The sequence below is a fragment of the Clostridium sardiniense genome (genome assembly GCF_050584765.1).
Lineage (GTDB): Bacteria > Bacillota > Clostridia > Clostridiales > Clostridiaceae > Clostridium > Clostridium sardiniense_A.
Genome location: NZ_JBNOOR010000006.1, coordinates 17,314 through 40,050, shown reverse-complemented (window position 1 = coordinate 40,050; position 22,737 = coordinate 17,314). Strand labels below are relative to the sequence as shown.

The following is a 22,737-nucleotide window of genomic DNA, read 5'->3' as shown; positions in this document are numbered from 1 at the left end:
GGCTCAGTAGCTCAGTTGGTTAGAGTGCCAGCCTGTCACGCTGGAAGTCGAGGGTTCGAGCCCCTTCTGAGTCGCCAAAAGAAGTAAGTATATACTTACTTCTTTTTTTTATGCAATAAATTACAAGTTATATCAATCACAACAGGTCATTTTTTATCATAATTTATTATAAGCGAAGGTGCCATTAGGAAAGTTAATTTTGAAGTTTCGCTGGATAAAGCTAGTATAAGTAAATCTAGGGAAGTGCTCTTATGAGGAGGAATAAAAGATGAATTTGAAGGAAGCAGAGATATTATCAACTGTTAAGGTTATTGGTATAAAAGCAGAGGGAGAATTAAGAAGAAGATTTTTTGACTTAGGGATAATAGAGGGAACAAGTATAAAGGTTTTGTATGGGGGGCCTTTTGGAGATCCAAAAGCATATTTGATAAGAGGTGCTGTAATAGCAATAAGAGAAGAGGATGGTGAAAAGATCGAAGTAATAGAATAGTAGGAGAAGGAATATGGGATTAACTAAAAACTCTACGGGACTTAGATTATTAGCGTCAGATAAAATAAATGGAAGTATTAAAGAGGATTATGTGGTTGCATTAGCTGGTAACCCAAATGTAGGTAAGAGTACTGTATTTAATGCACTTACTGGATTAAGTCAGCACACAGGAAATTGGCCAGGTAAGACAGTAGCTAATGCAGAGGGGTATTATGAATTTAAAGGTTCAATAATAAAGGTAGTGGATCTACCAGGAACATATTCATTATTATCAAATTCTGAAGAGGAAGAAATAGCAAGAGATTATATTTGCTTTAATGAGCCAGATATAGTAGTTGTTATAGCCGATGCCACATCATTAGAAAGAAATCTAAACTTATTTATACAAATATCTGAAATAACAGATAAAGCAATATTATGTGTAAACTTAATTGATGAAGCGAAGAAAAGAAACATAGAAATAGATTTAGAATCACTATCAAAGGAATTAAATTCAACTATTGTTTCAGCATCTGCTAGAAATGGAATTGGAATAGAAGAATTAAAAGAAGCTATATTTAAAGAAGTTAAACTAACAAACAAGAAAAAAAATGCAATAAATTATGGTTTTGATATAGAAAAAACAATAGAAGAAATAGAAGGTATAATAAATCAAGCTGTTAAAGTGGATAAAAGAAAAAGTAGATGGATATCTATTAGAATGTTAGAAGGAAATGATAGCATTTTAAAATCCTTATACTATAAATATAAGATTGAAGAAAAGTATATACAGATGATATATAAAATAAGAGATGATATTAATAAGAATTATAAAGATAAATCAATAGAAGATATAATAATAAAATCTATAATAAAAGAAGCTGAAAGATTAGGAAATAAAGTTGTTAAGGATGAAGGTGAATATAATAAGACACAAAGGAAGATAGATAAGATACTAGTCTCTAAATCAACAGGAATACCTATTATGATAGCAACTTTACTAATTGTATTATGGATAACTATAACTTTAGCAAATTATCCATCAGAAATGCTTGCTAATATGTTCGGATATGGAGAAGAATATCTTAGAGGATTCTTTGCAGGATTAAACTTGCCATCTTGGGTAGGGGGAGTATTAATTGATGGTGTTTATGTTACTTTAGCTTGGGTAATTTCAGTAATGTTACCTCCTATGGCGATTTTCTTTCCTATGTTTACTCTACTGGAGGACTTAGGTTATTTGCCAAGAATAGCATTTAATCTAGATAAATGTTTTAAGAGATGCTGTGCTTGTGGTAAACAAGCCCTTACAATGTGTATGGGGCTTGGATGTAATGCAGCAGGAATAATAGGATGTAGAATAATTAATTCTCCTAGGGAACGGATTATAGCTATATTAACTAATGCATTTATGCCTTGTAATGGTAGATTCCCTATGCTTATTTCTATAGCATCTATATTTATAGGAGGAGTAGCAGTAGGGATAAAAGGAAGTTTTATATCAGCTATTACAGTAACTATAGTAATAATATTAGGTGTTTTAATGACGTTACTTGTATCCAAGATATTATCAAAGACTATATTAAAAGGAATGCCTTCAAATTTTATATTAGAGTTACCTCCATACAGAAAACCTCAAATAGGAAAAGTTATTGTAAGATCAATATTAGATAGAACTCTTTATGTATTAGGTAGGGCTGTAGCTGTTGCAGCTCCAGCTGGAGTAGTTATATGGATATTCTCTAATATAATGATTGGAGATGCTACGTTGCTATCTGTATGTGCTGATTTTCTAAGTCCTTTTGCCAATGCAATAGGGGTAGATGGTTATATATTAATGGCGTTTATATTAGGATTACCAGCAAATGAAATAGTGATGCCTATAATAATAATGAGTTATTTAAGAGCTACAACAATGCTAGAATTAGATAGTTTAGTTGAACTTAAAGAGTTATTAGTTGCTAATGGATGGACAATGTTAACTGCAATTAATGTTATGATATTATGCTTAATGCATTATCCATGTGGAACAACACTTTGGACAATTAAGAAAGAAACTAAGAGTCTTAAATGGACTGCTCTAGGTTTTTTAATACCAACAATTGCTGGTATAATTGTTTGTTTCATTACAACACAAGTATGGAGACTATTTGCTTAAAATATAAAGCAAAATAATAAAGGAGTATTATTAATAATACTCCTTTATATATTATAAAATATTATCTTTTTGCTAGGTTTAATTTTATTCTTATATCGTCAGAATAAAATTTATATAATCTAAAATTACCAAGAAGTCTTGAAGAAATTCTTTCACTGTAGTGTTTAGCTATTCCTGATAAAGTTAGGTTTGTTGATATGATCATTCTTTTCTTTTTAAGTAACTTCCTATTTATAAGATTAAAAAGTTCAGTAGCAACAAAATCATTTAATTGTTCTGAGCCTAGATCATCAATTATAAGAAGATCACAATCAAGTAATAGTTTTTCAAGATAGTAGTTATTATTAAACTTTATATCTCTTAGACATCTTATTAGTTCATCAGAGGTTTTATATACTACAAGGAAACCTCTATCTAATAATTCTTTGGCTATACAGTATGAAAGAAATGTTTTACCGCTTCCAGGTGTTCCGTAGAATAATAAATTATCTGATCCATGTTTAAAGTTTGGAATAAAGTCTTTCATAACGAAATCAAGATTATTCTTCATGTTAGTTCTAGGAGAATACTTTTCTCCATTTTCTTTTGAAGATGAGAATAATTCCATATTAAAGTTATTAAAATTATTATCTCTTAAAAGATCTTGAAGTTCAGAATCCTTATAATAAAGTTTAACTAACTTATCTTTGTAGCAATTACATTTTTCTATTCCTATATATCCAGTATCCTGACACTTTTTACATCTATAGTGCATATTAAGATATTCAGGATCATAACCATGGGATACTAGTTGCTCACATTTTTTTGCTCTTAATTCTGTTATTTCATCTTTAATCTTTCTTATATCAGCTTCACTTGTATCTTTTTTCAAAATTGTCATTGTAAGTTTTAGTGAAAGTTTATGAATATCATTATCTAAATCTAATATCTCAGGATATAGAGACTTTATTTCCGCTCTTCTTTGTTTAAGCCTCTTATCTTCTTCATTCCTAATTTTTTGATATACTTCCATTAATTCTGATTGGTATCCTTTAATCATCTTTATCCCATCCTAACAATTTCTTTTCTAGAGAGTCATAATCATATTCTCTCTGCGTAAAATCATTGAATCTTATAGCCTTTGGTTTATTAGAATTAGTATTATTGTTATAGTTGGTTTTAAATTGCTTACTATTAGATTTATTTTTATCTTTAAGGGCAATATCTTCAATTGTTTTGATATTGTTTTGATGCCACTTACCTAATATACCATCTATGTATTTAAAGTCAGCTCTATTAAGTCTTTCAAAACATATATCACATGCCTTTTCAATTAATTGCATATTGAACTTATAAGTGAAAATCCATTTTTCAAGCATTTCTTCTTGGGGTTTCATAACTTCTGAAGATTTCATACCAAGATAGGATAGAATTCTTCTTATCTTAGTCCACTTATCTTCATTTTGTTTAATATGAATTTGAGCCTCATCAACAGTTTTGATATTCATATCATTCCAAGACTCTGCAACTTTTTCTATATATCTAAAATTATTTTTACCCTTTGAGGAACAATACTCTATTAATATGAGAATAAGCTCAGATGGGAAATTGAATTCACGTTGCCATCCTAGATATATCTCCATTTCTTTACTAGATAAAGGTCTTGCAAGAATTTTTTCAATATCCTTAAGCATGTCAGTAGTTTCACTATTGTTTAAAGCCTCTAAAATATTTATATTGTCTTTATTTACATTAGGGTCTTCATCTTCAAGTGATAAGAATTCTATACTAAAGTTACTCATTTTATCTATAGGGACTAATTTAATTACACCTTCATCATTCCAGTAGTTTAAGGCATTCATTATATCTGATTCTAGTAAGTTTAATGTTGTGGCTAGTACAGAGGAGTTAACCCCAGGTTCGCTAGCAATATTATATTTTAACATTAATAAATAAACCTTAACGAACTCACCACGAGCTTTGGGCATATATTTTTCTATAAATACATTGCTCACAGGAGTAAAGGTTAAGGCTGTATTTTTAAGCATAAAAGTGCTCATTTAGCGTATCTCTACCTTTCAAATTAAATTTAATAAGTCTAAATTATATTATTGGTTATATGTAAATTAATTATAACAAAGTGGTAGTGTTATAACAACTTAAGGTAAAAATAACATATGTATAAAAAAATAATTATTGGGTAATTTAAGGGATGTGTTACAAATTTTAAGAAAAAGAGGAGAGATTTATGGACTCGGGTAGTAGGAAAAAAATAATTTTTTCAGTTACAGCAATTTTTGTAGCCTTTTTATTAATTAACCTTTATTTAGATTCTAAGACTAAGGCATTTGAAATTTATATAGGAGATGCTGTTATTGGATATAGTGGTAGTAAAGAGGAAGCTAAATCAGATTATAGTAGTATAATAGATAATTTAAATAGGACATTAAAAGATGAAGAAAAAGTTCATGAAGAGGAGATATCATTTAAAAGAATAAGTGATGATGTTAAATTAAGTACATATAACGAGATTGAAGAGAATGTTTTAAAGACAATGAGTGATGAAGTAACACTAAAATCATTCAATATAGATAACAAAAAAATAGGATATGTATTAGATAAAGATGATATGAATGAAACTTTATCTAAGGTTGGGGCATATTATGCTAAAGAAAATAACATAGATAGAGATAAGATAGCTTCAATAAATGTAAAAGGTAATATAAATTTAAAGGAAGAGAAAGTCAAAATATCTAATTTAAATAGTAGTGATTATTTGGCTGACAAAATAGTTAAAGAAAACAGAAATGTAATAGATGTAGACCTAGTGGTTAATGATAAGCAAGTAATAGATATAGAGCCAATAGTAAAGATAGAGAGAACTGATAATTTAATGCTTGGTGAGAGTAAAGTTAAAGAAGAGGGTAAAAAGGGAAAGAAAGAGCAAGTTATTAATGTTACATATAGAAATGGAAAGAAGATAGATACTAAGGTTTTATCAGAAAATATAATTGAAAGTAGCAAAAGTAAAGTTGTATACAAAGGTACAAAGAGTCCTATAGACAATAATTTTGCATTTTTAAGTAGTCCAACTAGAGGAGGGGTAGTAACCTCTACTTTTGGAGAGCGATGGGGAAAGCTTCATAAAGGGATGGATATAGCAGGTGATATTGGAGATCCTGTAATGGCCGCCTTTGATGGTGTAGTTAAGAGTGTGTTTTATGAAAGAGATGGATATGGGAAAGTTGTTATCTTAGAACATGAAGATAGCTTAGAAACTAGGTATGCCCATATGAGTGAGTTTGAGGTCAAAGAAGGAGATATAGTTAAAAAGGGAGATATTGTAGGTAGAGTAGGTAACACTGGAAGGAGTACAGGACCCCATTTGCATTTTGAATTAAGAGTAAATGGAAATCCCGTAAATCCTGAAGGATATATAAATTAATTACTTTAATATATTATTGAAATTTAAAATACCTTCTCCAACATTTGCTTTTGGTAGATCTTTGCGATCACAAGCAAGCTTTATTATTGATAGAACATCATCAAAGGTATAAGAGCTATTATGCTCTAATATAAGTGCAGAAACAGCACTTACAAAAGCTACTGATAATGAAGTACCACTAAAAGTTTTATAATTGGCATCAAGCTTAGGCGGATATAGTTTGGTGCCATTTTTTTCAGATATATAAGAAGTATTACTATTAAGGGAAGTTATATTAGTACACGCTGAAACAAAATCAGGTTTAACTAACTTAGAATATGGTCCTTTTGAAGAGTATAGGTATGGGTCGTTAGAATTTTTAGTTTCAACTCCACCAACAGTTATACAATTCTTTAAGGTTGCGATCCCCATAATATTATTAAAACTTGAATTAGTACTTCCACTTGGTACTATAGGTATCATTTTATTCTTTATAGCGACATCAAACATAGAGTTAAATGCATCTATAATATAATAATTATGATTTAATAATTCAAATGGAAGACATAAAATTCTTATATTATTAGCCATAGAAGATTTTATAATACTCTCTATGCTATATAGGATATCAGAAGCATATCCCTTACCTAACTTGTCGAAAGCCTTATAGCATACTATTTTACTAGATGGTGCTATGCCCTTATATAAATTATCTGAAGAGATACCACTGCCACAAATTAATCCAGCCATTGCAGTACCATGTCCATTATCATCATAAGGATTTTGAGCACCATTAATAATATCAAAAAACGCTTCTATTCTACTATTAGGACTTAATAGATCAGTATGAGGATAAACTCCGCTATCTACTAAGCCTATTTTTATGTTAGTACCTGAGTAATTAAATTTATCTTTATTTAGAGAATAGCAATTATTAGCTGCACTTACGCTCATGCCACACAAAAATAAATAGTCATCAAAGAAGATTTTTTCAACTTCTGGATACTCCAAAATTAATTTGATTTCATATTTATTTAAATTGGCTACAACTATATTGCAATACTCTAATGGATAAATTAAAGCATCTTTAAAGTGAGAAACCTTCTTTACAATAGAAGAAAATAAAGTTTTACACTTTATAAGAACTCTATATTTTTTATAAGCATTTTCTTTTATGGCAATATTTAAATTGTAGTCAAGCTTACTTCTGAGATTAAACATAAAGGACTCCTATAATATTTATTACAATACCATATTATAGTTTAAGTCCTTTAATTGTTAATATTATTTTATATCTTATAAGTTTGACCTACGTTAATTATTTTAACTGTATCATCTTTAAAATTAACAAGGGTCTCATGTGTTTCATTAAAATCCTCTAAAGAAATTTTAAATGTTTTATAGTGTATTGGAATCATTGTTTTACTTTTCATCATCTTATACATTTTATAACCTTCTTCAGGGGAACAATGCATATGTTGGAATCTAGCGGGTTTATAACATCCTACTGGCATTAATGCTATATCGCATTCAATATCCTTAAAATTCTCAGTATATGCAGTATCTCCTGCGAAGAATACCTTAGTATTGTTTCTTTCTATAAGGTATGAGTTACTTTCATCATCTATACCTACATAGAACCTACGACCATCGTGATTAGCTTGAACAGAAGTGATCTTTAAGAAATCATCTTCAAAAGTATCACCAGTCCTTAAGAGATTTACATTTTTATATCCCATTGTTGATAAAATTCTCTTGTATCCTTTTGGAACTATAACGGTAGCATCTTTATTAACCCTTCTTAATCTTTTTAATGAAGGGAAATGCATATGATCCATATGTCCATGAGAAAGAACAATGTAATCAACCTTAAGGTCAGCTAAGTCAAAAGGTTTATCAATAACTCTTTTAAAATATCCTAATCTATTTGATATAACAGGGTCAGTTACGATGATTTTTCCAGATAAATTTATTATTGTTGTCGCATGACCATACCAATGTATAGAATTTTCCTCTATTGGATCGTTATTTGATGTCTCTCTAGTTTTAAAGTATTCTCTTAAATTGTTATAAGTTAATTGTGATAAAAAGTGTACGTTCTTAAAAAAATTCATAAGTACACCTCCTTAAGTATTACCTTAACCTTTCCACTTAAATACTATAATACCTATTATCATAATTGCAACACCTATAAATTCTTTTAAGGTAAAATTTATTTTTTCACTTCCAAAAAGGCCAAAATAATCAATTAGGGCTGCTGTAACAAGTTGAGATACTAAAATAATGCCGATAGCACAGGTAGTACCTAAAGATCCAATACTCATCATTACCGTAAAGATAATAACGACCCCTAGTGCTCCGCCTAATAAGTATATTTTATTAGCACCACTTAAAGCTTTAAAGTCACCTTTACCTACAAATACAGTAACGATTAATGTAATTATTAGTCCTGTTAATTGAACTAAAGTGTTTGTTTCCCAAGTTCCTATCTTTTCTCCAAGTCTCGTATTAAATACTCCTTGAAGACTCATTGAAATTCCAGATATTATCGCATATATAAATCCTAGCAATTGAATCACCTCAATGTTAGTGTTACCAGTTAGATATTAAATATAATAAAAAAAGCTATAAGAAAAATCTTATAGCAGAAAAATTAATTAGATAACTTATTAAATTCTTGTATTATTTGTTGTTCTGAGAAGCCTAAAGTGATACCAAGGCTTAGTAAATCTTCAAATAATGTCTCAAAATGATCTTCAGAACGTGAAATAATTAAATCATTTATATCTATGTATAAATTAAGAAATTGGTCACTTAAGCAATATTCATTAGGTTGTATAGTAATCTCATCTACTTCATCGTATCCATTAGTAATACCAACTGAAAGCACCTGCTTTAAGCACTGTACATATTTTGATAGAACCACAGTATTATCAGTGTTTTCTTTTCTATCAGTTGTATATGCAAAACAATTAGTCTCATTTGCAAGGTCACTTACTTTTATGTGTAGTTCTAAATTCTGACGAGCCTTTATTTTATACTCATCTAACTCTGGATTGATATTCAGTTTTTTATCAAGTTCTTTTTGTACTTTAAATAAATTTGAAATAAACATTAACAAATCCCCCTGTTCTTAAGGCAATCATACTAATCCATTTTACAAAAACTTTGTATTTATGAAAAGGGGAGTAAACGAATACAAATAAAATTTATTTGAAAAATTCTAAAAATTTTAAAAAATTGGACTAAACAGACAAAAAAATAACTTCATTTAATATAAATGAAGCTATTAATAAAAAAACGATAAATATAACGAATTAGAAAGTTTTTAACTCAAAATCTTTAACTTTGAATTCTCTTTTATTGTGAGGAACTTTCCATAATTGGAACTTATCTATTTTAAGTGTCTTATTTTCTATTTTATTTTGAGGAATAATTTGTGAATCTAAAGGTTTCTTCTTAGGATCCTTAGAAACATAATTTAGATTAGCTAAAGATACAGAAGGATTATCTGAATTATTCTCTCTAACATTAAATCCATGAAGTTTTAGATTATCTGTAAGGTCTCTTTCTATTTTCTTTATGTATCCTCTATAACTTATACCTAAGTTTACTGTTTTTAAATCTTCACTAATAGAAAGATCACTAGAAAGCTCAACCTTAAATTTTTTATAAGGACGTAATATCTTTTCAATAACTGTATTTAGTTTTTCTACATTAGGGTTATCGATTACTTCTAGCGCAATATAAGGTGCCGGTGAATTCCTGTTTGCCCTTAGTTTTCTAGACACTGTCTTTTGAACTGGATTAATAACTTCATATGAAGAGTCATCGAATAATGCAACAATATAATATCTCATATCTTACCTCACATAATATATTCTTATGGATTTTAATATCCAAACCTTTCTATAAATTATAACATAATACTTTATAGAAAAAAACTGATGGGGATAAATAAGCTAAATATACAGATAATAATATTGTAAATTAAACTTTTAGGAGGGATTAGACATGGATAGTAATTCTAGTATTAAATGTATAGTTGATGAGTGTAAATATCATTCTAAAAATGAAGATTATTGCACTTTAAATGTAATTGAAGTAGGTAAGCATGAAATTAAAGCTGATACAAAAAAATGTACAGATTGTAATTCTTTTGAATTGGGCTAGAAACCAGGTCAATAATATAGTAAATATTAATAATTAACCTATTTAATGGATAGATAAAAGCGTTACAAAGCTTTTATCTATCTTATTTTTTAACTTTATTAAAAAAAATATTTCAATAATACAAGTTTGTGTTATAATGATAATCGAACTATTAAAAAATAATAATAGGATTATAATGTCTAATAGATATTTTTTTGGATAATTAATTAAATATTGGGAATTTTAAGTATATAGAATCTAAAAAATAAGGGTGAATTGGATGGAAAAGTTAGTTATAAATGGAGGAAATCCTCTAAAAGGTTTAGTTGATATAAATGGAGCAAAAAATGCAGCGGTTGCAATATTACCAGCGGCAATAATTGCGAGTGAAAAAAAGTGTGTTATAGATAACATACCAGATATAGAAGATGTACATTGCTTAGAAAGAATACTTTTAAGCTTAGGATGTAAGTTAAATAAAATTGATAATAATACGTTAGAAATAGATAGTACAGAAGTACATACATATGATGCATGCACAGAAGATGTAAGAAGAATGAGAGCATCATATTACTTTATAGGAGCACTTCTTGCAAGATTTAAAGAAGCAAGAGTAGAGCTTCCAGGGGGATGCCCAATAGGGGTAAGACCTATTGACCAACATATAAAAGGTTTTGAAGCACTTGGTGCAGATGTAACTATAGAACATGGAGCAGTAAAGGTTAAGGCAGATAAGTTAGTTGGAACTAATATATTCTTCGACGTTGTTTCTGTTGGAGCTACAATAAATGTTATGATAGCTGCTACAGGAGCTGAAGGAGTAACTACCTTAGAAAATGTTGCAAAAGAACCTCACGTAGTTGATGTTGCAAACTTCTTAAATTCAATGGGAGCTAACATTAAAGGTGCAGGAACTGATATCATAAGAATAACTGGAGTCGATAAATTATTTGGATGTGCGTATAGCGTAATTCCAGACCAAATAGAAGCAGGTACATTTATGATAGCTGCAGCAGCTACAAAAGGTGATGTAACTATTACAAATGTTATACCAAAGCACTTAGAATCAATAACAGCAAAACTTAATGAAATGGGTGCTATAATCGAAGAAGGCGATGATTCAGTAAGAGTTAGATATGATGGAAAGCTAAAGGGAGTTAATGTTAAGACAGCTCCATATCCAGGTTTCCCAACAGATGTTCAGCAACCAATGTCAACATTATTAAGTATGGTACCAGGAAGAAGTTTAATAACTGAATCTATATGGGAAAGTAGACATAAGCACATTGATGAGCTTAAGAAGATGGGTGCTAACATAAAGGTTGAAGGTAGAGTAGCTATAATAGATGGAGTTTCAAAACTTACAGGTGCTGTAGTTAAAGCAACAGATTTAAGAGCAGGTGCTGCAATGGTTATAGCAGGACTTGTAGCTGAAGGAGTAACAGAAATTACAAGTATAGAACATATAGATAGAGGGTATCCACACATAGAAGATAAGTTTAGAAAACTTGGTGCAGATGTAACAAGAGTTAGTGTAGTGGAGTAAAATTTGGGGGAACAACAAATGATATTTTGTTCACTTTATAGTGGAAGTAGTGGGAATAGCATCTTTGTTGGAAATGAGAATACAAAGATATTAATAGATGCCGGTATGCCAGGAAAAAAGATAGATGAAGCATTAGCTAGAATAGATCAAAATCCTAGAGATATTGATGGTATTTTTATTACTCATGAACATTCAGATCATGTTAAAGGGGTAGGCGTTATATCAAGAAAATATGACATTCCTATATATGCCAATGATAAGACATGGGAAGCCATGAAGAATTCAATAGGTAAGATAAAAGAACATAACATTAAGATAATGGATAAAAGAAGCACTGTAGAAATAAAGGATTTAGCTATTAAATCCTTTAATATTCCTCATGATGCTATTGCACCAGTTGGATATACAATAAAGTCTAAGGATAATACTTCAAGTATAGCAACAGACTTTGGTACATTCACGGAAGAGATAAGAGACAATATTAAAGAGTCAGATATAATACTTTTAGAGTGCAACCATGATGTTAGCATGTTAAAGTTTGGACCATATCCTTATAATCTTAAGAGAAGAATATTAAGTGAAATTGGACATCTATCAAATGATGATTGCGGAAAAGCTATAACAGAGCTTATAAAGCATGGGAACAATAAACAAATAATATTAGGTCATTTAAGTGGTACTAATAATCATCCAGACCTAGCTTATCAAACTGTTCTAAGTGTATTAGAAGATGAGGGTATTAAGCAAGGTGAGGATGTTAAAATCTCAATGGCTAGTAGACATGAACCTAGCTCATTAATTAACTTATAATTTTAAAAGAAGAAAGAGGAGAGAATGAGATGAGTTTATACACAAATTGGACAGATATGGTTGTTGAATATGTAAAAGAAAAAGGTGAAAAAGCTTTTTGGCAAGAATATGGTAACATAGAAACAGGCATATATAAGGATTTACTATCAAACCACAAAGAAGTTAAAAAGACAACAATAAAAGAATTAGCCAATAAATGCAACACTACAGCTGAATTTGTAATGGGATTTGTTGATGGAATAAACGATAGTTTAAAGACATCATATGATTTAGAAGCTATAGATGAGAATACAGAATTAGTATTTGATATAGACCTTGAAAAGTTATATTTTAATATGCTTGATGCTAAAGCGGATTATTTATATAATCTACCACAATGGGAAGGTATTTTCTCAGAAGAAAAGAGAAAAGAAATCCAAAAAGAATATAGACAATCAGGTATCGTTAGAAACGAAGAAAAGATAGGAAGAAACGATCCATGTCCATGTGGTAGTGGTAAGAAATACAAAAAATGTTGTGGAAAATAGTTTAATTTGAATATTAAAAAGCTCATAGATTTCTTATGGGCTTTTATTATTATATAATTTTCTAGGAGGATTTGTAATGGATAGTAATGTTATTTGGTCAAATGAAAAGAAAATTGAAAGAACAATAGAAGCTTTAAAAAAGAACAATATGAATGGATATTATGTAAAGGACAGATATAATCTTATTGAGCTTATTAAGGACATTGTAGATGAAGGATCAATAGTTTCTTGCGGTGGCTCAATGACGTTATTTGAAACGGGAGTTATAGATCATCTAAGAAGTGGAAGATATGATTTTCTAGATAGATATAAAGATGGAATTACTAGAGAAGAAATAACAAATATATTTAGACAAGCGTTTTTATCAGATGCATATTTTGTAAGCAGTAATGCTGTAACAGAGAATGGAGAACTATATAATGTTGATGGTACTGGTAATAGAGTAGCAGCAATGTTATATGGTCCAGAGAAGGTTATAGTTATCTGTGGAGTTAATAAGATAGTTAAAGATGTTGATGAAGCTATAAAAAGAAATAGAGAAAAATCAGCACCTATTAATGCAAAGAGATTAAATAGAAAGACTCCATGTGTTAAGGTTGGATACTGTATGGATTGCAGTAGTCCAGAGAGAATATGTAATGAGTATACTCTAATAAGAAGGCAAAATGTACCTGATAGAATACATGTAATTTTTCTAGATGAAAATATAGGATATTAAAAAATAAGACTGCACTAGTTAAATTAAAAAAGTATAACTATACTTAACAAATGTAATGAACGCAAGGAGACGCCTTCAGAATATAATATTTAACTAGTGCGCATAACTACTTATAATAATACTTATGCATTATGGTAAGTAGTTTATTACATAATTTAATAAATTGAGATAGAAAAGCCAATAATCTAGGTAATAGAGTATTGGCTAATTATTTGTATAAATGTGCAAATAATTATTAGGAGGACAAATGAATATAACATTAGTAACTGTAGGTAAATTAAAAGAAAAATATTTAAAACAAGCAATAGATGAATACTCAAAGAGATTAGGAAGATATTGTAAACTAGATATAATTGAATTATCAGATGAAAAAACACCTGATAATGCATCAAATAAAGAAGAAGAGCAAATAAAAGAAAAGGAAGGTAGAGCCATACTCTCAAAGATAAAGGATACATCTTATGTTGTTGCTATGGATCTTAATGGAAAGCAAGTTACATCAGAAGAGTTTTCTAGCTTTATAGAAAGATGTGGAGTAACAGGAAACTCAAATATAGTATTTGTTATAGGGGGAAGTCTTGGACTATCTGAAGAAGTTATAAGAAGAGCTGATTATAAGCTTTGCTTCTCTAAGATGACATTTCCACATCAATTATTTAGAGTTATGCTTTTAGAACAAGTTTATAGAGCATTTAGGATAATGAAGAATGAACCTTATCACAAATAAATGAGGTTTTTTAGTTATGTATAAATATGATATAATATAGAATAATAGGTATAATTTGGTTGAAAAACCTCGAACTTAAAGGAGAACAACAATGTCAAAAATAACTACTATCTCACATCCTGTTATACAATCATATATTGAGAATTTTGTAGAGCAAAATGAGATTTCTAAAAATAAAGCAAAAGATCAACATACAGTATTTGAACAATTTATCAATTCACTTATATTATCAGTATATTCTAATGATCCTAATGTTACATATCAAGATATGGAGACTGGCACAGCTTTTGGTATAGATGGAATAGCAATTTTTGTAGCTGATAGAATTGTAACGAATATAGAAGATGTTGATTCTGTTGTAGAAGGGCTTAAAAAATTTGAAGTAAATTTTATGTTTACCCAAGTCAAAACTTCTGATAAATTTGATCGTACAGAAATTGGAGATTTTCTAACCGGAATTAGAAGGTTTTTCAATTTTTCAAAGTGTGAAATACCTGAACTTTTAAATCAATGGGAAATTGTAAAGTATATATATTCAAAGAGTTCTAGATTTAAAAAAGCACCTAATTTAAGTATGAAATTTATAACTTTATCACCAAAAGAGGTAAACTTACAGGATGGTCATTTAGAATCAACTATATCAATGGGGATTTCTGATTTGAGAGAAAAAAGTCTCTTTAGTGAAGTGATGAAACTAGACTTTTTAGGAATAAAAGAAATAATGGAGTTACATGAAAAAGTTGTATCAGGATTAGAAGTTTGTGTAACATTATCAAAACAACCGGTACCATATCCCAAAGATATGAATAATAAGATTAAAAATGGGTATTATGGATTGATGAAGTTAGAAGAATTTGAGGAGTTATTAACAGAAAATATAAATGGAGAAAAAGTTCTGAGAAAAGGAATTTTTAATGATAATATAAGATTTTATCTTGGTTCCTCTGAAAAACTTGAGGTCAATTCAAGTATGAAAGAGCAATTAGAAGGTGATGAAAGTTATTTATTTGGATTATTGAATAATGGAATTACAATAATTGCAGATTCTGTTGCAATAAATTCAGAAGAGTTAACGCTTACAAATTACCAAATAGTTAATGGATGCCAAACTAGTAATGTTATATTTGAATGTCTAGAAAAAATTTCAGGGATTAAGGATGTTTATCTACCAGTAAGACTAATTGGTACAGAAGATGAGGATACAAAGCATGCAATTATAAAAGCAACAAATAGTCAAACACCACTTAAAGCAGAACAATTAGTTGCATTATCAACGATTCAAAAAACTTTAGAGCAGTATTATATTACTAAATCAAAAGGAAGTAAATATCCTTTATATTATGAACGTAGAACAGAGCAATATAGAGATGAAAATATTCCTAAAGTCAAAATAGTTAATATACCATTTCAGATTAAAGCAACATCAGCCTTATTTTTTGATATGCCACATGAAGTTTCAGGACAATATGGGAAGGTAGAGAAAAAAACTAGAGGATTATTGTTTGAGGATTCACATATAGGATTTCTTAATTCATATTATGTAAGTGGACTAGCTTGGTATAAAGTAGAAAGATTTGTACAAAATCAAGATGAAGGGAAAAAATTTAGGCGAGCTAGATGGCATATAATAATGCTTTTAAAATATTTAAGTTGTCAAGAAAAAGAGTTTAGTTTAGCTATAAATAAAAAGTCAGATCAACATAGTAAAATTATAGAAGCAATTCTTTTAGATGATGATAAAACTAATGAGATATTAAAAAAAGCAATTGAGGTCATAGAGGCTAGTTTAAGTCAAAAAGGGGATATAAATGAAATTCTTTCAGATAGAAAAACATTCGAAAGAAAAGATACTACAACGCTAATAATAGACTATGTAAAAAAGAATATGTAAAAATAGTTTGTTCCTGTAAAATTAAAGGTTTTTGTTAAAAAATATTTTGATGCTATGTCATATGAATTTACTAAAAAGTTAAATTGGGAAGAGTATAATTAAATGTAGTAATATAGAAAAACCTCACTTAAAACTGATACGGAGAACCTTATCACAAGTAAATGAGGTTTTTACTAAAATTGGATATTGATTTGGTACAAGCTACAGAGCAATAGCAAAAAAACAATTAGCCTTATAGAGGCTAGGTTAAATGAGGGATTTACCTTAGATGATTTTAAGAAAGTTATATTAAATAAAAAGGGAAGCTGGCAAGGGACAAACTATGAAGTTTATTTAAGACCATCAACGCTCTTTAGTGGCAGTAAGTTTGAGGAATATTTAAACGAAAAAAGAGCTAAGAAAGAAGAGAAAAATAAAGGGATATATGATATTTATAAGCCATTTTTTGAAGAGGATTAAAGGGGTATGAATTGTATTGAGAATATAAAAAGTATTGAAGCAGAGATGGAAGTATCGGTCTTTTTAACCAAGTCAGTGGAAGGTATATTCACACTGAAGTAGCCGCTTTCCTTAATACCTGAAGTTGTATAGTGAGTATCCTTAATTGATACATATAGCACTGGTTTAAGGTTTACTACTCCGCACGTCCCCACAGTAGCATAATTAGGTTTTCCGTTCACATCTGCTCCTGCAAGTATAGTAGGAAACGGACCAAAAGGTCTATTTGGTAATTTAATCTTTTTCAATTTAACACCTCTATTTCTTAATTTGCATGATAACCAGCTTTAATATTATAATGGCAATCTACAAAAAGTATATAACTTTTCTTTTAAATGAGTTATGCTGTTGTAATAGTATAATCTAAAGTCAAATTGAAGCAGTGAATAAAAGCTTTAACTTGATAGAACTTTTTTATAAATTTTTTGACAAAAAAATTAAAAAGTAATATACTTGTTAAGGCAATTATTGTTCTAACAAGTATTTTAGAAGGAGAATTTTATGGATTACATTGTGGAAAATACTATTTTTTCTAGGCTTAATAGATTAATTGTAAAAATAAAAAAGAGTATGGCCAAAGAGCTTAAACCTTATGATGTTACATTAGAGCAATGGTCTTTACTTACAAGACTATGGAAACAAGATTCTGTATCTCAAACAGAATTAGCTATAAGAACTAATAAGGATTTACCGACGGTTACAAGATCTTTAAATAAACTTATTAAAAAGGGATTAATAGAGAAAAGAGATAATCCTGAAGATTCAAGGGCTTCTGTAATATGCTTAACTAAGGCAGGGAGAGAATTAGAAGTACCTTTAGATTCCATAGCTAAAGAAGTAGAGTTAAAAATAACAAATTCTATGGAACTATCGGAATTAGAAATATTTAAAAAATTAATGAAAAATATTTCTAATGAATTTGATAATTAATATTCTCATTAAAGCTAAATTTAATTAAAGTAAAAATTTAATTATTATAATGGAATTATATGATCCCACTTAAAGAAATTAACTTCTAAGTGATGAGCAATTTATTTTAAATAAATAGTTGTCATGACAATTGTTTATAAGAAAAATTTAAATGAAGTGATTAAATGGGGAAAAATAATTTATCTAGGATATCTAACATTGTATTAAAAAATAGAATTGTTTTTTAGAAAAATAGTTGTTATGACAACTATTTATAAAAGAAATTTAAAGGAAGTGACTAAATGGATAAAAATAATTCATCTAGAATATCTAACATTGTATTAAAAAATATTAGACCTAAAAAATTTCTACCAGAACCAGGAGATAGTATTCCAGTAATAATAGGAATATTTATAGCAATTTTAATTGGCTTTTTATTAAAAAATCCAGCTCTTCAAGATTTATTAACAGTTGGAGCTTTTTTATCAGGAGTTTTAATTTTGATTCCACACCATAGCACACGACGTACAGTGACTATAAGTAATTCTTTTTTATTAATTTTAGCTTTTTTTGCAGGAGCTTTTTTACATAATCAGAAAATAATTTTATACATAATATTTTTTGTACTTATATTCTTTTCAAGTTTATTAAGAAAAATAAATTCGGCTATAGCCATTAGAGCCTTAATATTATCAACATTTGTTTTAGCTTCAGCACAGATGTCAACTACGTTTAAAGTAGGAATATATATAAGTTTTTCAATAGCAGCTGGTGTATTAATTATAGCTATCTGTCAATTAATTCCACCATATAAAAATAGATTTTTAAAACAAAAAGTTACAGTAGCTAAGGTTTTTAAAGAGTTAAGCATTGATGCAAATTTATTATTAGAGGGAGAAAGAAATACAAAAGCCTATATAGAATCTATCCATATGGCAAGAAATATTTTAGAGAAATTAAATAAAAATGCTAGATATAATGTGGATTTTTTATTTGAGTTGATTGTGAGGGCAGAGATAATAGAAGATTCCCTTAATTCTGTTTATCTTAAAGAAAATTTAAATAAAGAAAGTTTAAATAAAATTTCAGAGGCTTTAGGAAAAATAGCAGAGAATTTAGCTAAAAAAGAGAATAAGGAGCTTACTTTTCAATCATATTTTAATGAAATTTTTAAAGAATTAAATAATTATGGTCTTAATGTAGATTATTCTTTAAAAGAAAATTTAGTAGAAGAAAGAATTTCTAAAGAAAAAGAGAATGTTATTAAATCAGTGTTAAAGGAGATAAATATTAAGTCGCCAATTTTCATACAGGCTTTAAGGTTAGCTATTTTTGTTATGGTTGCTACTGTTGCAGGAAATATTTTAGAATATTTTCCTAGTATATCTATAGAAAATCATGGCTTTTGGGTTTCTTTAACAACAGCTTTAGTTCTTTTTCCTGATTATGTTGATACATTCAACAGAGGAATTGAACGTTCTTTAGGAACTATAGTAGGAGCTATTGTAGGTTTTTTACTTTCATTACTACCTTTGGGCTTACTAGGTCATTCTATTATGATTTTCATTTTACTTGCTGGTTATGTAGTTTTTCGTACTTCAGGACAAGTTTGGATTATGTTTTGGATAGTTGCGTGGATTTGTAACTTAGAAGTGTTAAAAAATGCTCCTATCTCAAGATCAATAGATACTATAGTTGGTGCGGTAATAGCTTTGATAGCTTGTTTAATATGGCCTACTTGGAGTACTAATAAAATAGATAAACTATTAAGTTCTTGGATTAAAGAACAGGGTAAATATGTAAGTTCTATAGCAAATTTCTTTAAAGAAAGAGTAGGAGAAGAAAAAGTAGAAGTTAGAAATAGTCGTCATAAATCTAATCATATTTATCAACAGTTGATTACAAATATAAATAAAGCTAGTTATGAACCTATTTTCTTAAAATCTAAATGGAATAATGAAAATTTAACTAAAATTGTTCCAATAATTACTGATATAAGTTATAAAATATCAAGTTTAAATATTGAGAAAAGCAATATAAATCTTAGAGCAATATTTGAAAGAATAAGTTTAACAATGGAGTCATTAGGAAATTTAATTATAGAAAAAGCTACTAATGAACTTTCTTATCAATACAGTATAGAAAATTTAAAGGTAGATGTAGCAAATGAGTCTTTAAAAGTAGAAAATAAAAAGATTTTAAATAATTTAATTTTAGATTTAGAAAAATTAGAGCAGATAATAAAAGAAATAAATAGAATTTAATAGAGCTAAAGTTAAAAAACTATTAAATAAAATTAGAGCCTATAAAGTACTTTGCACTCCATACATAGTTCATAATACTAAAAATGCAAACTAAAAAGGTCTGGAATTGTCCAGACCTTTATTTTGTGAATTTAATTATGAAAGTGTTTGTGATTTTTTAAAGTCAAACACGTTAATCTTTTTAAACTCTAGTTTTTTATAAATTATTTAATTATAAATGATAAAATGCCTATAATTATATATACTATTCCGCTTAAAAATTGTCCTATTTCAGATGCTTGTCCCATTAGTGAAAAATTAAATATATTTTTTTCTTTTTGAGTTTTTCCAGCAAAAGCTTCATCTGTTTTCATTCTATGGATACCCCATAATGTTAAAAGTATTCCAAAAATTATAAATAATATTTGTAAAACCATTATAAAATCTCCACAATTTATCATTTGCTTTTTATTAATTATAAATATAGATAAAATAATTAAAATTGTTATAGCAAAAAACTTTTAAAGAGGATATTGTTATAGGAAAAATATTAAAGGTTTGTGATAAAAGCTATGAAATAAATATATAAGGAAGTATTAAGAAGCTATTATCCATCCTTATACTGATAATAGCTTTTTATGTCATTAATGGAGAACCGTACCATAAATAGGTGCGGTTTTTGTATTAACTTTATTATCTTTTTCTGCTGTAATTAGCATCCAATTTCCTCCTATAAGTTTAAAAGGACTTTCATTTAATTCGGTTGGTTGAATTCTTTTAGTTAGTCATATTAAGAGTCGCATTAAATTAATAAATTTATTTTACTAATTAATATTATGACTAAAACTTGTTAAATAATTCAAAATTATAGTTGCTTTAAAGAAAATGTATATGAATTAATCATATTTTACTATATATTTTAGCTTGCTTATAAAGTTAAAAGCATTTATATGAAATATAAAATTAATACTCTTAAATTTGGTAAGGATACAGTATATAGATTTTTAAAATTCATGTACATAAACTAGCAGATATTTTTATTAAAAGGCCAGGATGCGTTATAAATCAACACTTAGTAAATCTAATTTTTGAAAAATGCATTAATACAATTATAGATGATGATTCCTTAGTGTATTAATTGAAAATATAAGTGTATTACAATGAGAATTAAATACGAAATTTGATAGCATTATAAGTATTAAACTAACTGCTTATATAGGCTGTACTATTGAAAAGACCATTATTAAGGATAGTTCAATATATAAAAATTATAGAGGTATATTAAATAAAACTACAATAGAAATCATCGATAAAGTAAAGAATATACTCAAAGATATATTAAACATTATGTCGAATGAGAATGGAATTTGTTATAAAGATAAAATGTTTGAATAAGTATATCAAAATAACTTGAAACTAAAATAAAATAGTATCAAAAAATAATTAAAGTGTATTAAAGAAAAAAATTCAATGGCTAAAATTAAAGCTTAAATCATTGAATCATATAGCTTTAAGTACTTTAAGAATTCTTAATACATTTTATTGGCACAACATTTGCTTATAATATAAGTGCACGTAATAAAGTATTAGATAAAGTTGATTTAGAGAAAAATTACAATAATTAATTTTGCTTACAAGTTTTTAGAACTTATGTATAAATTTTATCGTAGCAAATAAAAAATAGGAGGTATATATATGGTAGGAATTATTCTTGCTAGTCACGGGGAGTTTGCTAAAGGCATTTTGCAATCTGGATCAATGATTTTTGGAGAACAAGAAAACGTACAAGCTGTTACGTTAATGCCTAGTGAAGGACCTAATGATATTAAAGCAAAAATGAAAGATGCAATTGCATCCTTTGACAACCAAGATGAGGTTTTATTCTTAGTTGATCTTTGGGGCGGTACACCATTCAACCAAGCTAATAGTCTATTTGAAGAACACAAAGATAAATGGGCAATCGTTGCTGGTATGAATCTACCAATGGTGATTGAAGCTTATGGTGCACGTCTTTCAATGGAATCCGCACAAGAAATTGCGGCTAGTATTATACAATCATCTAGAGAAGGAGTTAAAGCTAAACCTGAAGCATTAGAACCAGTTAATGATGATAAATCAACTACAGGTTCTGTCGAGCAGTCTAATACAGGTGCGCCAGGATCATTTGAATACGTTTTAGCTCGTATTGATTCTCGTTTACTTCATGGTCAAGTAGCAACTGCTTGGACAAAAACTACGCAACCAACAAGAATTATTGTTGTATCAGATGCAGTAGCTAGAGATGAACTTCGTAAGAAGTTAATTCAACAAGCTGCTCCTCCAGGAGTTAAAGCTCATGTTGTTCCTATTGAACAAATGATTAAACTTGCAAAGGATGATCAACATTTCGGAGGACAACGTGCAATGCTTCTTTTTGAAAATCCAGAAGATTTACTTAGAGCAGTAGAAGGAGGGGTACCTCTAAAGACAGTTAATGTTGGATCTATGGCTCACTCTCCAGGTAAAGTTCAACCAAATAAAGTTCTTGCTTTCAGTCAAGAAGATATTGATACTTTTGAAAAACTTAAAAAAGCTGGATTAGATTTTGATGTTCGTAAAGTTCCAAATGATTCAAAAGGAAATATGGATGAAATTCTTAAAAAAGCACAAGGGGAATTAAATAAATTAAAATAATCTAGATTATTTT

Annotated in this window: 22 protein-coding genes, 1 tRNA gene and 1 pseudogene; 15 read left to right on the top strand and 9 right to left on the bottom strand. The window is 28.5% G+C overall.

Annotation, left to right across the window (positions count from 1 at the left end; translation table 11 throughout):
- The 3 genes from ACQPUW_RS16375 to feoB all read left to right on the top strand — a co-directional run bounded on the left by ACQPUW_RS16375 (window position 1) and on the right by feoB (window position 2,627).
- A tRNA-Asp gene (locus ACQPUW_RS16375) sits at window positions 1-77 on the top strand.
- A gap of 191 nt (window positions 78-268) precedes the next feature.
- Window positions 269-490, top strand: coding sequence for a FeoA family protein (locus ACQPUW_RS16370; protein ID WP_430838539.1), 222 nt, complete (start codon window positions 269-271; stop codon window positions 488-490).
- A 13-nt stretch (window positions 491-503) separates the two neighbouring features.
- Window positions 504-2,627, top strand: coding sequence for a ferrous iron transport protein B (feoB, locus tag ACQPUW_RS16365; protein ID WP_430838538.1), 2,124 nt, complete (start codon window positions 504-506; stop codon window positions 2,625-2,627).
- A 61-nt stretch (window positions 2,628-2,688) separates the two neighbouring features.
- Here feoB and ACQPUW_RS16360 read toward each other — a convergent pair whose 3' ends face one another.
- Window positions 2,689-3,666, bottom strand: coding sequence for an ATP-binding protein (locus ACQPUW_RS16360; RefSeq protein ID WP_430838537.1), 978 nt, complete (start codon window positions 3,664-3,666; stop codon window positions 2,689-2,691).
- Window positions 3,659-4,666 (bottom strand): DnaD domain protein, encoded by a 1,008-nt coding sequence (locus tag ACQPUW_RS16355; protein ID WP_430838536.1) that lies wholly within the window; start codon window positions 4,664-4,666, stop codon window positions 3,659-3,661. Before ACQPUW_RS16355 ends, ACQPUW_RS16360 begins: the two co-directional genes overlap by 8 nt.
- A 188-nt stretch (window positions 4,667-4,854) precedes the next feature.
- Here ACQPUW_RS16355 and ACQPUW_RS16350 point away from each other — a divergent pair, with 188 nt between their 5' ends.
- Window positions 4,855-6,051 carry a peptidoglycan DD-metalloendopeptidase family protein gene (locus ACQPUW_RS16350; protein WP_430838535.1) on the top strand — a complete coding sequence of 399 codons (1,197 nt, stop codon included), beginning with the start codon at window positions 4,855-4,857 and terminating at the stop codon, window positions 6,049-6,051.
- Here the strand turns inward: ACQPUW_RS16350 and ACQPUW_RS16345 are convergent, their stop codons facing one another.
- The 5 genes from ACQPUW_RS16345 to ACQPUW_RS16325 form a co-directional block, all read right to left on the bottom strand.
- Window positions 6,052-7,251, bottom strand: a complete 1,200-nt coding sequence (locus ACQPUW_RS16345; RefSeq protein ID WP_430838534.1) for a S8 family serine peptidase — start codon at window positions 7,249-7,251, stop codon at window positions 6,052-6,054.
- 68 nt (window positions 7,252-7,319) lie between these two features.
- A complete protein-coding gene (locus tag ACQPUW_RS16340) occupies window positions 7,320-8,144 on the bottom strand; it encodes an MBL fold metallo-hydrolase (RefSeq protein ID WP_430838533.1) in 825 nt (274 codons plus the stop codon).
- Window positions 8,145-8,168: 24 nt separating this feature from the next.
- A complete protein-coding gene (locus ACQPUW_RS16335) occupies window positions 8,169-8,600 on the bottom strand; it encodes a DMT family transporter (protein WP_430838532.1) in 432 nt (143 codons plus the stop codon).
- Window positions 8,601-8,683: 83 nt separating this feature from the next.
- The gene (locus tag ACQPUW_RS16330) at window positions 8,684-9,145 is read right to left on the bottom strand and encodes a dUTP diphosphatase (RefSeq protein ID WP_430838531.1); all 462 of its coding nucleotides are present in this window, start codon (window positions 9,143-9,145) and stop codon (window positions 8,684-8,686) included.
- A gap of 202 nt (window positions 9,146-9,347) precedes the next feature.
- Entirely contained in the window at window positions 9,348-9,890 is a 543-nt protein-coding gene (locus ACQPUW_RS16325; protein WP_430838530.1) for a hypothetical protein, read from the bottom strand.
- Between the two features lie 154 nt (window positions 9,891-10,044).
- Here ACQPUW_RS16325 and ACQPUW_RS16320 point away from each other — a divergent pair, with 154 nt between their 5' ends.
- From ACQPUW_RS16320 to ACQPUW_RS16285, 8 genes are all read left to right on the top strand, one after another.
- Complete coding sequence (locus ACQPUW_RS16320; protein ID WP_430838529.1) at window positions 10,045-10,203, top strand: DUF1540 domain-containing protein; 159 nt, start codon at window positions 10,045-10,047, stop codon at window positions 10,201-10,203.
- A 259-nt stretch (window positions 10,204-10,462) separates the two neighbouring features.
- Complete coding sequence (locus tag ACQPUW_RS16315; RefSeq protein ID WP_430835064.1) at window positions 10,463-11,728, top strand: UDP-N-acetylglucosamine 1-carboxyvinyltransferase; 1,266 nt, start codon at window positions 10,463-10,465, stop codon at window positions 11,726-11,728.
- Between the two features lie 18 nt (window positions 11,729-11,746).
- Window positions 11,747-12,538: an MBL fold metallo-hydrolase gene (locus tag ACQPUW_RS16310; RefSeq protein WP_430838528.1), complete on the top strand. Its 792-nt coding sequence runs from the start codon at window positions 11,747-11,749 to the stop codon at window positions 12,536-12,538.
- 29 nt (window positions 12,539-12,567) lie between these two features.
- Entirely contained in the window at window positions 12,568-13,065 is a 498-nt protein-coding gene (locus ACQPUW_RS16305; protein ID WP_430838527.1) for an SEC-C metal-binding domain-containing protein, read from the top strand.
- 76 nt (window positions 13,066-13,141) lie between these two features.
- A complete protein-coding gene (locus tag ACQPUW_RS16300) occupies window positions 13,142-13,783 on the top strand; it encodes a lactate utilization protein (RefSeq protein ID WP_430838526.1) in 642 nt (213 codons plus the stop codon).
- A gap of 247 nt (window positions 13,784-14,030) precedes the next feature.
- Window positions 14,031-14,510 carry a 23S rRNA (pseudouridine(1915)-N(3))-methyltransferase RlmH gene (gene rlmH, locus ACQPUW_RS16295; RefSeq protein ID WP_430838525.1) on the top strand — a complete coding sequence of 160 codons (480 nt, stop codon included), beginning with the start codon at window positions 14,031-14,033 and terminating at the stop codon, window positions 14,508-14,510.
- 91 nt (window positions 14,511-14,601) lie between these two features.
- Complete coding sequence (locus tag ACQPUW_RS16290; RefSeq protein ID WP_430838524.1) at window positions 14,602-16,401, top strand: AIPR family protein; 1,800 nt, start codon at window positions 14,602-14,604, stop codon at window positions 16,399-16,401.
- A 186-nt stretch (window positions 16,402-16,587) separates the two neighbouring features.
- Window positions 16,588-16,860, top strand: a complete 273-nt coding sequence (locus ACQPUW_RS16285) for a conserved phage C-terminal domain-containing protein (protein WP_430838523.1) — start codon at window positions 16,588-16,590, stop codon at window positions 16,858-16,860.
- A gap of 53 nt (window positions 16,861-16,913) precedes the next feature.
- On the opposite strand, the pseudogene ACQPUW_RS16280 reads toward ACQPUW_RS16285, so the two are convergent.
- Window positions 16,914-17,147, bottom strand: a pseudogene (locus ACQPUW_RS16280) (flavin reductase); the annotation flags it as partial.
- Between the two features lie 253 nt (window positions 17,148-17,400).
- Here ACQPUW_RS16280 and ACQPUW_RS16275 point away from each other — a divergent pair.
- Window positions 17,401-17,829, top strand: a complete 429-nt coding sequence (locus tag ACQPUW_RS16275; protein ID WP_430838522.1) for a MarR family winged helix-turn-helix transcriptional regulator — start codon at window positions 17,401-17,403, stop codon at window positions 17,827-17,829.
- A gap of 281 nt (window positions 17,830-18,110) precedes the next feature.
- A complete protein-coding gene (locus ACQPUW_RS16270) occupies window positions 18,111-20,072 on the top strand; it encodes an FUSC family protein (RefSeq protein ID WP_430838521.1) in 1,962 nt (653 codons plus the stop codon).
- A 203-nt stretch (window positions 20,073-20,275) separates the two neighbouring features.
- Here ACQPUW_RS16270 and ACQPUW_RS16265 read toward each other — a convergent pair whose 3' ends face one another.
- Window positions 20,276-20,488: a hypothetical protein gene (locus tag ACQPUW_RS16265; RefSeq protein ID WP_430838520.1), complete on the bottom strand. Its 213-nt coding sequence runs from the start codon at window positions 20,486-20,488 to the stop codon at window positions 20,276-20,278.
- Between the two features lie 1,258 nt (window positions 20,489-21,746).
- On the opposite strand from ACQPUW_RS16265, the gene ACQPUW_RS16260 reads away from it, so the two are divergent.
- Window positions 21,747-22,724 carry a mannose/fructose/sorbose PTS transporter subunit IIA gene (locus ACQPUW_RS16260; protein WP_430838519.1) on the top strand — a complete coding sequence of 326 codons (978 nt, stop codon included), beginning with the start codon at window positions 21,747-21,749 and terminating at the stop codon, window positions 22,722-22,724.
- Window positions 22,725-22,737 lie beyond the last annotated feature (13 nt).